This window comes from Aquabacterium sp., assembly GCF_035476535.1.
Taxonomy (GTDB): Bacteria; Pseudomonadota; Gammaproteobacteria; order Burkholderiales; family Burkholderiaceae_C; genus Pseudaquabacterium.
Genome location: NZ_DATILJ010000016.1, coordinates 71,264 through 83,930 on the forward strand (window position 1 = coordinate 71,264; position 12,667 = coordinate 83,930).

Annotated in this window: 10 protein-coding genes and 1 tRNA gene; 6 read left to right on the forward strand and 5 right to left on the reverse strand. The window is 68.2% G+C overall.

What is annotated here, in order from left to right; all coding sequences use genetic code 11:
- Positions 1–12: 12 nt before the first annotated feature.
- On the reverse strand, positions 13–3,465 hold the full coding sequence (mfd, locus tag VLK61_RS01890) for a transcription-repair coupling factor (protein WP_325417700.1): 3,453 nt from the start codon (positions 3,463–3,465) through the stop codon (positions 13–15).
- Between the two features lie 74 nt (positions 3,466–3,539).
- On the opposite strand from mfd, the gene ispD reads away from it, so the two are divergent.
- Together ispD and ispF are read left to right on the forward strand one after the other, a co-directional pair.
- Positions 3,540–4,265, forward strand: a complete 726-nt coding sequence (gene ispD / locus VLK61_RS01895) for a 2-C-methyl-D-erythritol 4-phosphate cytidylyltransferase (protein ID WP_325417702.1) — start codon at positions 3,540–3,542, stop codon at positions 4,263–4,265.
- Between the two features lie 13 nt (positions 4,266–4,278).
- Positions 4,279–4,788 (forward strand): 2-C-methyl-D-erythritol 2,4-cyclodiphosphate synthase, encoded by a 510-nt coding sequence (ispF, locus tag VLK61_RS01900; protein ID WP_325417704.1) that lies wholly within the window; start codon positions 4,279–4,281, stop codon positions 4,786–4,788.
- Here ispF and VLK61_RS01905 read toward each other — a convergent pair.
- From VLK61_RS01905 to ompR, 3 genes are all read right to left on the reverse strand, one after another.
- Complete coding sequence (locus VLK61_RS01905) at positions 4,775–5,293, reverse strand: Hsp20/alpha crystallin family protein (RefSeq protein WP_325417705.1); 519 nt, start codon at positions 5,291–5,293, stop codon at positions 4,775–4,777. The two genes, ispF and VLK61_RS01905, sit on opposite strands and share 14 nt — an antisense overlap.
- A gap of 152 nt (positions 5,294–5,445) precedes the next feature.
- The gene (locus VLK61_RS01910) at positions 5,446–6,777 is read right to left on the reverse strand and encodes a sensor histidine kinase (protein ID WP_325417707.1); all 1,332 of its coding nucleotides are present in this window, start codon (positions 6,775–6,777) and stop codon (positions 5,446–5,448) included.
- A gap of 79 nt (positions 6,778–6,856) precedes the next feature.
- Complete coding sequence (ompR, locus tag VLK61_RS01915) at positions 6,857–7,591, reverse strand: two-component system response regulator OmpR (protein ID WP_325417709.1); 735 nt, start codon at positions 7,589–7,591, stop codon at positions 6,857–6,859.
- Between the two features lie 198 nt (positions 7,592–7,789).
- Between ompR and VLK61_RS01920 the strand changes: the two genes are divergently transcribed.
- The gene (locus tag VLK61_RS01920) at positions 7,790–8,527 is read left to right on the forward strand and encodes an SIMPL domain-containing protein (protein ID WP_414636748.1); all 738 of its coding nucleotides are present in this window, start codon (positions 7,790–7,792) and stop codon (positions 8,525–8,527) included.
- Between the two features lie 2 nt (positions 8,528–8,529).
- Here the strand turns inward: VLK61_RS01920 and VLK61_RS01925 are convergent, their stop codons facing one another.
- On the reverse strand, positions 8,530–9,300 hold the full coding sequence (locus VLK61_RS01925) for a 3-hydroxybutyrate dehydrogenase (protein WP_325417711.1): 771 nt from the start codon (positions 9,298–9,300) through the stop codon (positions 8,530–8,532).
- Positions 9,301–9,425: 125 nt separating this feature from the next.
- On the opposite strand from VLK61_RS01925, the gene VLK61_RS01930 reads away from it, so the two are divergent.
- The 3 genes from VLK61_RS01930 to VLK61_RS01940 all read left to right on the forward strand — a co-directional run bounded on the left by VLK61_RS01930 (position 9,426) and on the right by VLK61_RS01940 (position 12,666).
- Positions 9,426–10,292: an alpha/beta fold hydrolase gene (locus VLK61_RS01930; RefSeq protein ID WP_325417713.1), complete on the forward strand. Its 867-nt coding sequence runs from the start codon at positions 9,426–9,428 to the stop codon at positions 10,290–10,292.
- Positions 10,289–12,556, forward strand: coding sequence for a RelA/SpoT family protein (locus tag VLK61_RS01935; protein WP_325417715.1), 2,268 nt, complete (start codon positions 10,289–10,291; stop codon positions 12,554–12,556). Before VLK61_RS01930 ends, VLK61_RS01935 begins: the two co-directional genes overlap by 4 nt.
- 33 nt (positions 12,557–12,589) lie before the next feature.
- Positions 12,590–12,666: transfer RNA gene (locus VLK61_RS01940), tRNA-Val, on the forward strand.
- The last annotated feature ends 1 nt before the right edge of the window (position 12,667 follow it).

A 12,667-nucleotide genomic window follows, 5' to 3' on the forward strand; every position in this document is an offset into this window, starting at 1 on the left:
GCGCAGGGCGCCTCAGGCTTTGGCAGGGCTGGGCTGGCCCAGCGCGCGCAGCACATCGCGGATGAACTGGGCGCGGTCCTTCGGGTCGGCGATCTCGCGCTCGATGCGCAGCTTGTCGTTGCCGGCCAGCTTGATATGGCGGTGCTTCTGCACCAATTCAATGATGCGCATCGCGTCCACTGGCGGATTCGGCTTGAAGGTGATGCTCATCAGCTTCGGGTTGGCGTCGATCTTCTGCACGCCGTAGGGCTTGGCCATCACGCGCAGCCGGTGGGTGTCGAACAGGGTCTGGCCCTGGGCCGGCAGCTTGCCGAAGCGGTCGGTGATCTCTTCGAGCATCAGCTCCAGCTGCTCGGGCCGTTCGGCGGTGGCCAGGCGCTTGTAGAGGTTCAGGCGGGTGTGCACATCGCCGCAGTAGGCGTCGGGCAGCAGCGCCGGCGCGTGCAGGTTGATCTCGGTGGCGCCACCGAACACGCCGGTGGGCGACAGCAGGTCCGGCTCGCGGCCGGCCTTCAGCGCGCTGACGGCTTCGCCCAGCATGTCGTTGTAGAGCTGGAAGCCGACCTCCTGCATGTTGCCGCTCTGGTGCTCGCCCAGCACCTCGCCGGCGCCGCGGATCTCCAGGTCGTGCATCGCCAGGTAGAAGCCCGAGCCGAGTTCCTCCATGCTCTGGATCGCGTCCAGCCGCAGCTGGGCCTGCTTGGTCAGCGTCTCGGTGTCGGGCACCAGCAGGTAGGCGTAGGCCTGGTGGTGGCTGCGGCCGACGCGGCCCCGCAGTTGGTGCAGCTGCGCCAGGCCGAACTTGTCGGCGCGCGACATCACGATGGTGTTGGCACTGGGCACATCGATGCCGGTCTCGATGATCGTCGAGCACAGCAGCACGTTGTGGCGTTGCGCAACGAAATCGCGCATCACCGCTTCCAGCTCGCGCTCGGGCATCTGGCCGTGGGCGATGGCGATGCGCGCTTCGGGCAGCAGCTCGACCAGCCGGTAGCGCCGCGCGGCGATGGTCTCGACCTCGTTGTGCAGGAAGTAGACCTGGCCGCCGCGCTTGAGCTCGCGCAGCACCGCTTCGCGGATCACGCTGTTGCCCTCGTTGCGCACGAAGGTCTTGATCGCCAGCCGGCGCTGCGGCGCGGTAGCGATGACCGACAGATCGCGCAGGCCTTCGAGCGCCATGCCCAAGGTGCGCGGGATCGGCGTGGCGGTGAGCGTCAGCACATCGACCTCGGCGCGCATGGCCTTGATGGCTTCCTTGTGGCGCACGCCGAAGCGGTGTTCCTCGTCGATGATCAGCAGGCCCAGGCGCTTGTACTTGATGTCCTGGCTCAGCAGCTTGTGCGTGCCGACGACGATGTCCACCGTGCCGTTGGCCATGCCTTCGAGCGCCAGCTTGACTTCTTTCGGCGAGCGGAAGCGCGACAGCTCGGCCACCTTGATCGGCCACTTGCCGAAGCGGTCGACCAGCGTCTGGTAGTGCTGCTCGGCCAGCAGCGTGGTGGGTGCCAGCAGCGCCACCTGCTTGCCGCCGTGCACCGCAACGAAGGCGGCGCGCAAGGCCACTTCGGTCTTGCCGAAGCCGACATCGCCGCAGACCAGGCGGTCCATGGGCTGCGGGCTGATCATGTCCTGGATCACAGCGTGGATCGCGGCACGCTGGTCCGGGGTCTCTTCGAAGCCGAAGCTGGCGGCGAAGGCTTCGTAGTCGTGCGCGGAGAAGCGGTGTGCGTAGCCTTCGCGCGCGGCGCGGCGGGCGTACAGGTTCAGCAGTTCGGCAGCCGTGTCACGCACCTGTTCGGCGGCCTTGCGCTTGGCCTTCTCCCAGGCACCCGAGCCGAGCCTGTGCAGCGGCGCTTCGTCGGCGCTGACGCCGGTGTAGCGGCTGATCATGTGCAGCTGCGACACCGGCACCTTGAGTTCCGCCTTGTCGGCGTACTCGAGGTGCAGGAACTCACTGGCGCCTTCGCCCAGGTCGATATTGACCAGACCAAGATAGCGTCCGATGCCATGGTTGGCATGCACCACCGGGTCGCCGATCTTCAGCTCCGACAGGTCCTTGATCAGCGCATCGACGCTGCTGGTCTGCTCCTGCTTGCGCCGACGCCGCGCTTGCGGCGTGCTGGCGAAGAGTTCGGTCTCGGTGAAGAACTGGATCGCCTTGCCGTCGGCAGGCTCGTGCCAGAAGAAGCCGGCGGCCAGCGGCGCCGCGGTGATCGCCACCTTCTCGTCACTGGCCTCGAACTCGGCCAGTGTGGCGACACTGGGCGGGTCGATCTTGTGGTCGCGCAGCAGCTCCAGCAGGCTTTCGCGCCGGCCTTCGCTTTCGGCGACGACCAGCACGCGGTAGGGCGTCGAGTCCAGGTGCTTGCCCAGAAGCGACAAGGGCTCGGTGGCACCGCGGTCGACCGCGACATCGGGCAGCGGCCGCGCCCAGTCGACCGGATCGCTACCGCGCAAAGCGAGCGTCGCCAGGGCACCGGTGTTGGCGAAGAACTCGTCGGCGCGCTGGAAGATGTCCTCCGGCGCCAGGATCGGCCGGTCCGGATCGGCGCTCAGGAAGCGGTGGCGTTCGCGCGTGTCGACCCAGAAGTGTTCCAGCGCGGCGTCGACTTCGCCATGCAGGACCAGCATGGCCTGGCTGCCCAGGTAGTCGAAGATCGTCGCGGTCTGCGCGAAGAACAGCGGCAGGTAGTACTCGATGCCGGCGGTGGCGATGCCCTGCGCGATGTCCTTGTAGATGCGGCTCTTGGTCGGATCGCCGTCGAGCTTCTCGCGCCAGCGGGCGCGGAAGGTCGTGCGTGCCGCGTCGTCCATCGGGAACTCGCGGCCCGGCAGCAGGCGCACTTCGGGCACGGGGTACAGGCTGCGCTGGCTGTCGGGGTCGAAGGTGCGGATCGAATCGACCTCGTTGTCGAACAGGTCGACCCGGTAAGGCACCGGCGAGCCCATCGGGAACAGGTCGATCAGCCCGCCGCGCACGGCGTATTCCCCGGGCGAGACGACCTGGCTGACGTGGTTGTAGCCGGCCAGCGTCAATTGGGCGCGCAGGCCCGCTTCGTCGAGCTGGGTCTTCTGTTTGAACTCGAAGGTGGTGCCGGCCAGGAAGCTGGGCGGGGCCAGCCGCGTCAAGGCGGTCGTGGCCGGCAGCAGCACAACGTCCGCCTCACGCTGGTGGATGCGCCACAGTGTGGCCAGGCGCTCGGAGATCAGGTCCTGGTGCGGCGAGAAGGTGTCGTAGGGCAGCGTTTCCCAGTCCGGGAAGATGGTGGTGCGCAGGCCCGGCGCGAAGAAGGGCAGTTCGTCGGCCAGGCGCTGCGCGTCGGCCGGCTCGGCGGTGACGATGGCCAGCAGCTTGCCTTCTGCCTTGCGGTCCTGCGCCAGCCGCGCCAACAGCAGCGCATCGCCCGAGCCGATGGGGCGGGGCAGGGTGTAGCGCTTACCGGGCGCAATCGAAGGTCGCTGCATGGACTGGGGAAAAACATGCGCCCCGCTGCACGGGCAACGGGGCGTCTCCTGGGGTGGATTCTAGAATCCCGCGCATGACTTCTTTCGCCATCGGCACCGCGCCGCAGTTGTATGCGCTGGTGCCTTGCGCCGGGATCGGGGCCCGCGCCGGGGCAGCGGGGCCCAAGCAGTATGCATGGCTGGCAGGCCGGCCGCTCGTGGCGCACACGCTGGCGGCGCTGGCCCAGGTCAGCCGGCTGGCCGCCACGCTGGTGGTGCTGGCGCCCGACGATGGCCAATTCGAGGCCGCCGTGCCCGGCTTCGGTGGCGAACGGCAATGGCTGGCGCGCTGCGGCGGCGAGACCCGCGCACAAACCGTGGCCCAGGGCCTGGACGAGCTGCTGGCCCGCGGCGCGCAGCCGCATGACTGGGTGCTGGTGCACGACGCCGCGCGCTGCCTGCTGCGCGCCGAGTGGGTCGACCGGCTGATCGACGCCTGCGCCGACGACGAAGTGGGCGGCCTGCTGGCCCTGCCGCTGGCGGACACCTTGAAGCAGGCGCAAGATGGGCGCGTGGCCAACACCCTTGATCGCAGCGACAAATGGGCTGCGCAGACCCCGCAGATGTTCCGCCTGGGACTGCTGCGCCCGGCGCTGGCGGCGGCCGACAGCGCGGTGACCGACGAATCCAGCGCCGTCGAGGCCCTGGGCTGGTCACCCAAGTTGGTGGCCGGCGAGATGGAGAACTTCAAGCTCACCTGGCCGGCGGATTTTTCACTGGCGGCGCGCCTGCTGGCCGCGCGCGGCCGAGATTTTTCATGAACGGGAGCACTCGATGAACGGAACTGCGATGCGCATCGGCGAAGGCTGGGACAGCCACGCGCTGGTGACCGGAAGGCCGCTCATTTTGGGTGGCATCACCATCCCGCACAGCCACGGCCTGCAAGGTCATTCGGATGCCGACGCCTTGCTGCATGCCATCACCGATGCATTGCTCGGCGCCGCCGGCCTGGGCGACATCGGCCAGCATTTCCCCGACACCGACCCGGCGTTCCAGGGCGCGGATTCGCTGCAACTGCTGGCTGAAGCCGATCGTCGCGTCAGCATGGCCGGCTGGAGCGTCGCGAATGTCGATTCGACCATCGTGGCCCAGGCACCGAAGATGGCACCGCACATCCCGGCGATGCGTGAGGCCATCGCCAAGGCGCTGGGCCTGCCGGTGGCCTGCGTCAACGTCAAGGCCAAGACGGCAGAGAAAATGGGCCCGGTCGGTGAAGGCCGGGCCATCGAGGCACGCGCGGTCTGCCTGCTGATGCAGGCGCCGACACCGCCTATGCCAGCTTGATGTTCACGGCGCGCGGCTTGGCCGCTTCCGCCTTCGGCAGCACGATCTTCAGCACGCCGTCCTTGTAGCTGGCCTCGGCCTCCTCGCTGCGCACCGCCACCGGCAGCGGCACGCTGCGATGGAAGTGCCCGTAGGCGCACTGCAGCACGCGCCAGCGGCCTTCGGTGCTTTCGCGTTCGAAGCGTTTTTCGCCGCGCACGATCAAGCTGTCACCCAGCACTTCCACCTGGAAGTCCTTCTTGTCCATGCCGGGCACTTCGAGCCGCACGACCAGGCGCTTGTCGTCCTCGTAGACGTCGCCGCCGAGCATGGCCCAGGCGTGCGTGGGCATGTAGGCGCCGTCGTCGATTTCGCTGCCGGCTGGCAGGTTGGCGGACTCTGCCGGCTTGAAGCGGGTCAGCGCACCGGTGGCGGTTTCGCGCAGCCGGTTCCAGCCCTCGGCCATGGTGTCCAGCAGGCTGCCGACACCTTGGCGGAGGTCGTTGCGAATGTCGTCAATCTTCATCTCATGACTCCGTGAGTCCCCCGTGGGTGATGCATCGGCGTGGCATCGGGCCACCCCGATGAGGCCGATCTAGGGCCGGCTGTTTGCGTTTTCAAGGGGTCGAACATCAGCCATAGGGACTGCCGAAGAACGGCAAGCCGCGTGCCGCGACTTCAGGTCGGCGAGCGCTTCAGGCGGATGTGCAGCATCAGCCCGCCATCGGGCGCATTGGCCACTTCCACCTGGCCGCCCATGCGCTGCATCGCCTTCTCGACGATGGCCAGGCCCAGCCCGGCGCCGGTGGCAGCGGTACGTGCCGCGTCGCCGCGGAAGAACGGCGTGGTCAGCTGCGACAGTTTCTCGGCGGCCACGCCCGGGCCACGGTCGCGCACCGAGACGATGACCCAAGGCCCCGAGCGCACATAGCTGACGGTGACGATGGCGATGCCCGTGTCCACCGTGCGGCCGTAGCGGCGCGCGTTCTCGAACAGGTTCTGGAACACCCGGCCGAGTTCGATGTCGTCGGCCATCACCGCCAGGTCGATCGCCACCTTGGAGGTGATCTGGATCTCCGACGGGTCGCGGAAGGCCGAGGCCTCCTTGTCGATCAGCTGCGACAGGTGCACCGGACGCAGATGGGTTTCGCCGGGCCGCGCGTAGTCCATGAACTTGTCGATGATGGCGTCGAGCTGGTCGATATCGGAGGCCATGTTGCGGCGGGCCTCTTCGTCGCTGACGCTCATCTCGGCTTCCAGGCGCAACCGGGCCAGCGGCGTGCGCAGGTCATGGCTGATGCCGGCCAGCATCACCGCGCGGTCTTCCTCGACCTTGGCCAGTTCACGCGCCATGCGGTTGAAGCCCATGTTGACCTCGCGGATCTCGCTGGTCAGCGTGTTCTCGTCGAGCCGCGAGTCGTATTCGCCGCCGCGGATGCGGCTGGCGGCGAACGACAGGTCGCGCAGCGGCCGGTTGATGGCGCGGGCGATGGCCACCGAGCCGATCACCGTGGCCAGGATCGCGATGCCGACCCACACCACCCAGGTGTCGCGTGTCAGTGGGTGGATGCGCGCGGCCTCGGCCTGCAGCCACCAGGGGTCGTTCTCGATCGTGAAGCCGACCCACAGCCCGGCCACGCCGTTGACGCTGCGCGCGACGATGGTGTCCGGCCCCAGTCGCGAGCGGATTTCGCCGCCCACCTTGCGTGTGAAACGGTCTTCTTCAAAGGGTTCCCATTTGTCGCCGGGCTCGCGTGGCGACACGCGGATCGCCTCGCTGGCCTTCATCGCCTTGACCAGCGCCACGCGGTTGATGCGGTCGGCGTAGCGCAGCCCCTCGCGCGAGAGGTTCACCAGGCTGGCGATCTGCTGCGCCGCCAGCACCACGCGCGGCTCGGACTCCAGCGCGCGCAAGGTCTGCACCCAGGCGAAGATGCCCCCGCCCAGCAGCAGGGCGAGCAGGAAGAAGGTGCGCCAGAACAAGCTCAGAGCAGCTCGCTTTTCGGTCATCTCGGCGCTCGCCCGGCCGCTCCGAAGAGCGCCGAGCGCCCACTCGGGGGGCAGCGAACGCAGTGAGCCTGGGGGCCCATCAGGCGGCCCCGTCCGGGACGAACACATAACCGACGCCCCAGACGGTCTGGATGTAGCGCGGCTGCGAGGGATCGGGCTCGATCATCTTGCGCAGGCGCGAAACCTGCACATCCAGGCTGCGGTCGAAGGGCTCGAACTCGCGGCCGCGGGCCAGCTGGGCCAGCTTGTCGCGCGACAGCGGCTGCCGCGGGTGGCGCACCAGGGCCTTCAGCATCGAGAACTCGCCGGTGGTCAGCGCGATCTGCTCACCGCTCTTGGTCAGCCGGCGCAGCGAGAGGTCGAACTCGAACGGCCCGAAGGTCACGATCTGCGCTTCCTTGGACGGCGCGCCCGGCGCTTCCGGCGCCGGCCGGCGCCGCAGCACGGCGTGGATGCGGGCCAGCAGTTCGCGTGGGTTGAAGGGTTTGGGCAGGTAGTCGTCGGCGCCGACCTCCAGGCCGACGATGCGGTCCACATCCTCGACCTTGGCGGTGAGCATGATGATCGGCGTGCTGTCGTTGGCCGCGCGCAGGCGGCGGCAGATCGACAGGCCGTCTTCGCCGGGCAGCATCAGGTCGAGCACGATCAGGTCGATGGTCTCGCGGGTCATCAGCCGGTTCAGTGCCTTGGCGTCTTCGGCCAACAGCACTTCGAATCCCTCTTGCGTCAGGTAGCGGCGCAGCAGGTCGCGGATACGGGCATCGTCATCGACGACGACGATGCGGTCGGCGCGGTTGTTGGCGGGCGCATTCATGCAGGACTCCGAATTTGTAACAGAGGCATTGTGCGGGGGTTTTTGCGGGGGTTCGGTGGGCACCTGACCCACTGTTACAACTCTTGCGGCTCGGCGTCAAGCGGATTCGACTCTGACGGAAGGCCCCGTTGGGCCGCGCACGGAGCCCGGAGAGGCCGCCGCGTACCATCCACCCGCACGCTTACCAGGACGACCACGATGCATTCACCCATCCGCCTTCACCGCACGATGCTGACGGCTGCCACGCTGACCGCGGCGCTGCTGGGCGCAAGCCGCCCGGCGTTCGCTCAGGTGCTGCCGCCGCCGCAGAACGTGCTGACGCTGTCGGCCCAGGCGACGATCGAGGTGCCGCAAGATCTGCTGATGATCACGCTGTCGGTCACGCGCGAAGGCGCCGATGCCGGTGTCGTCCAGTCGCAGCTGCGCCAGGTGCTCGACGGCGCGTTGACCGAAGCCCGCAAGGCCGCGCGGCCCGGCCAGGTCGATGTGCGCACCGGCCAGTTCTCGCTGTCGCCGCGGTATGCGCCCAAGGGTGGCATCAGCGGCTGGCAGGGCACGGCCGAACTGGTGCTGGAGGGCCGCGACATGACGGCGATCAGCCAGCTCACCGGACGGCTGCCGGGCATGACGGTGGCTCGCGTCGGCTACGGCCTGTCGCGCGAATCACGCGAGAAGGTCGAGGCCGACGTCGCTGCGCAGGCCATCCAGCGCTTCAAGGCGCGGGCGGACGACTATGCCCGCCAATTCGGCTTCGGCGGCTACAGCATTCGCGAAGTGGCGGTCGGCCAGGCCGATGCCGTGCCGCCGCCCCAGCAACCGCAATTCCGCCGCACGCTGGCCCAGGCCGCGGTGGCCGACGAGAGCCTGCCGGTCGAAGCCGGCAAGGCCAGCGTCACCGTCAGCGTCAATGGCAGCATCCAGATGTCGCCAAGATAAGCCTATTGCGCGACCCAGCCGCCGTCGACGTTCCAGGCCACGCCGCGGATGTTGTCGGCGGCGGGTGAGCACAGGAACAAGGCCAGCTCGGCCAGTTGTTCTGGTGTGGTGAACTGCAGCGAAGGCTGCTTCTCGGCCAGCAGTTCGCGCTTGGCAGCGTCGTTGCTGATGCCGCCCTGCGCGGCGCGCGCGTCGATCTGCTTTTGCACCAGCGGCGTCAGCACCCAGCCCGGGCAGATGGCGTTGTGCGTGATGCCGGTGGTGGCGCATTCCAGCGCGGCGGTCTTGGTGAAGCCGACGATGCCATGCTTGGCCGCGACATAGGCCGACTTCTGCGCCGAGGCCACCAGCCCGTGCACCGAGGCGATGTTCAGCACCCGGCCCCAGTTGCGCCGCTTCATGCCCGGCAACGCTGCGCGGGTGCTGTGGAAGGCCGAGCTGAGGTTGATGGCGATGATCGCGTCCCAGCGCTCGACCGGAAAGTCTTCGATGTTGGCCACATGCTGGATGCCGGCGTTGTTGACCAGGATGTCCACCGCGCCGAACTCGGCCTCGCAGGCCTGCACCATGGCCTCGATCTCGGCGGGCTTGCTCATGTCGGCGCCGTGGTAGGCCACGCGGCCACCGAGCGCAGCCACTTCGGCCTTCGCGGCTTCAATATCACCAAAGCCGTTGAGCATGACATTGGCGCCACTCTTGGCGAAGGCCAGTGCCATGCCGAGGCCGATACCGCTGGTCGAGCCAGTGACGAGGGCGGTTTTTCCATTGAGCATCAGAATCTCCATCAAGGAACCGGGTGCCCCGGGACCCGGCAGGCCGGGCCCGCCCCCGAGGGGATCAAGAAAAGTGGCAGAGCCACATTTCCTTGAGAGATGATTATCAGCAAGGAGCCTGAACCGTGACTGAACCTCGCTTGAAGCAAGTGCAGTGCCTGGACAACCGCGGCCTGCATCGCATGGCGTACTGGCAGTGGGGTGACCCGTCGAATCGACGCGTGCTGATCTGCGTGCATGGCCTGTCGCGCCAGGGCCGCGATTTCGACACCTTGGCACAAGCCTTGAGTGAAACCTACCGCGTGGTCTGCCCGGATGTGGTGGGCCGCGGCCAATCGGACTGGCTGGCCGAGCCTGCCGGCTACACGATACCCGGCTACGTGGCCGACATGGTCACGCTGCTGGCCCGGCTGGATGCAGAGCAGCTCGACTGGGTCGGCACGTCGATGGGCGGCCTGATCGGCCTGGGCCTGGCCGCGTTGCCGGGCTCGCCGCTGCGCCGGCTGGTGCTCAACGATGTCGGGCCGGCGATCGAGTACAGCTCGTTGCAACGCATCGGCACCTACCTCGGCGCGCCGGCGCACTGGGCCACGGTGGACGAGGCGGCCGATGCGCTGTGGGCCATCTCGCAGAGTTTCGGTCCGCACAGCCGTGAACAATGGCTGGCGATGACACGGCCGCAGCTCAAGCCCGATGGGGCCGGCTTCAAGCCGCACTACGACCCGGCGATTGCCGTGCCGTTCCGCATGATCACGCCGGAGTTGGCCCGCGGCGGTGAAGCCATGCTGTGGCATGCCTACGACCAGCTGCGCTTGCCGACGCTGCTGCTGCGCGGCGCGGACTCCGATCTGCTGTCGCATGCCACCGCGCTGGCGATGACGCAGCGCGGCCCGCGCGCGCAGCTGGTGGAGTTTGCCGGCGTCGGCCATGCGCCCACGCTGATCCAGCCCGAGCAGGTGCGCGCCGTCAGCGAGTTCCTGCTAGCGGCATGAAGACCGGATCCCTCGCGGTGCCGCAGAGCGCCGCGTCGATCGGCCCGCATGCCGCGGCCGCGGCGATCGTGCAGCTGTCGGATGCCGAATCAGCCGGCGCCGATGCCGCCGAAGACCATGGCCAGGCAGCGCTGCTGCGCGCCCGGGCCTTTGCCGAGCCGCTGCTGGCCGGCCAGATGCTCGACACCGGCGAAGAAGCGCTGCCGCATGCCGACGGCGTGTCCGCCATCCTGCAAGGCATCGGCGCCGCGCCTGCGATGCGCGCCGCGGCCTACCTGGTCTACGCCGGCGACTACCTGCAGCGCCCGGAAGAGATGGTCGCCAAGGCCTTCGGCGAGAGCTACGCCAGCCTGGTCGTGCACACGCGCAAGCTGGTGCAGATCCAGCGCGCCGCGCGCGAAGCCCAGGCCGACCACGAGCAGCATGCGCATCAGACCGAGCGGGTGCGCAAGATGCTGCTGGCCTTTTCGCGCGACTTGCGCGTGGTGCTGCTGCGTCTGGCCTCGCGGCTGCAGACCCTGCGCTGGTACGCCAGCAGCAAGCAGCCCTGTCCGGCCGCGCTGGCGCTGGAGACGCAACAGGTGTTTGCGCCGCTGGCCAACCGCCTGGGCATCTGGCAAGTCAAGTGGGAACTGGAAGACCTGGCCTTTCGCTTCCTGCAGCCGGCGCTCTACAAACAGGTGGCGCAGCAGCTGGCGCAGACCCGCGTCGAGCGCGAACGCAGCGTGCAGCAGGTGCGCCAGCACCTGGCCGACGCCCTGGCGGCGGTCGGCATAACGGCTGAAGTGCAGGGTCGGCCGAAGCACCTGTACAGCATCTGGAAGAAGATGCAGGGCAAGAGCCTGAGCATCGAAAAGGTCTTCGACGCACGGGCCTTGCGCGTCATCGTGGCCGATGTGCCGGCGTGTTATGCCGCGCTGTCGCGCGTGCATGAATGCTTTCGCGCCGTGCCTGGCGAATACGACGACTACATCGCCAAGCCAAAGGCCAACGGCTACCAGTCGCTGCACACCGTGGTGTTGTGCGACGACGGCCGGCCGGTGGAGGTGCAGATCCGCACCGCGGCCATGCACGAACACGCCGAACATGGCGTGGCGGCGCACTGGGCCTACAAGGAAGCCGGCGCCAAGGGCTACGCCGGTGTCAGCGCGGCGGGCGATTTCGAGGAACGCGTGGCCGAGGCGCGCAAGGCCGTGCTGCGCCAGTTGCTGGCCTGGGAGCGCGACTATGCCGGCCAGTCGCCCGAGTCCTCTACCAGCCCGGCCTTCGATGACCGCATCTATGTCTTCACGCCGCAGGCCACGGTGATCGAGTTGCCGGCCGGTGCCACGCCGATCGACTTTGCCTACAGCCTGCACACCGACCTGGGCCACCGCTGCCGCGGCGCGCGCGTCGACGGCGCGATGGTGCCGCTGAACACGCCGCTGGCCAACGGCCAGACGGTGGAGGTGATCGCGGCGAAGGAGGGCGGTCCGTCGCTCGATTGGCTGAACAGCGAACTCGGCTACCTGAAGGCGCACCGCTCGCGGTCCAAGGTGCGGGCCTGGTTCAACGCGCAGGCGATGTCGGTCACCATCGCGCGAGGCCGCGAGCTGGTGGAAAAGGCGCTGCAGCGCGAGGGCCGCACCGCGCTGAAGCTCGACGACCTGGCCGCTCAGCTGGGCTTCAAGGGTGCCGAGGCCTTGTTCGAGGTGGTCGGCAAGGACGAGTATTCGCTGCGCCACATCGAGAACCTGCTGCGCCCGGTCGAACCGCCCACGCCGGAGGCCGACAACATCCCGCTGAAGCGCGCGCGCGGTGCCGAAGGCGGCGTGCTGGTGGTCGGCGTGGAATCGCTGCTGACTCAATTGGCGCGCTGCTGCCGGCCTGCACCACCCGATGCGATTGGCGGTTATGTCACGCGCGGCAAGGGCGTGGCCATCCACCGCGCCAACTGCACCAACTTTCGCCACATGGCTGCGCAACAGCCCGACCGCGTGATCGCTGTGGCCTGGGGCGAGACGCCGAAGAATCGCGAAGCCGCCTACCCGGTGGACGTGCTGGTCGAAGCCGCTGACCGGCCCGGCCTGTTGCGCGACATCTCCGAAGTGTTCAGCAAGGACAAGCTCAACGTCATCGGCGTGCACACGCAGACGGTGCGCGATGTCACCGGCGGCACTGCTTTCATGACCTTCACGATCGAGGTCAGCGATGCCAACCGCCTGGCCGCCATGCTGCGCCTGGTGGCCCAGGTGCCGGGCGTGCGACGCACCCGGCGCAGATAGCGCCAAGGATCATGCTATAGTTCAAGGCTTCGCAGGCGCGTAGCTCAGCTGGTTAGAGCACCACCTTGACATGGTGGGGGTCGTTGGTTCGAGTCCAATCGCGCCTACCAA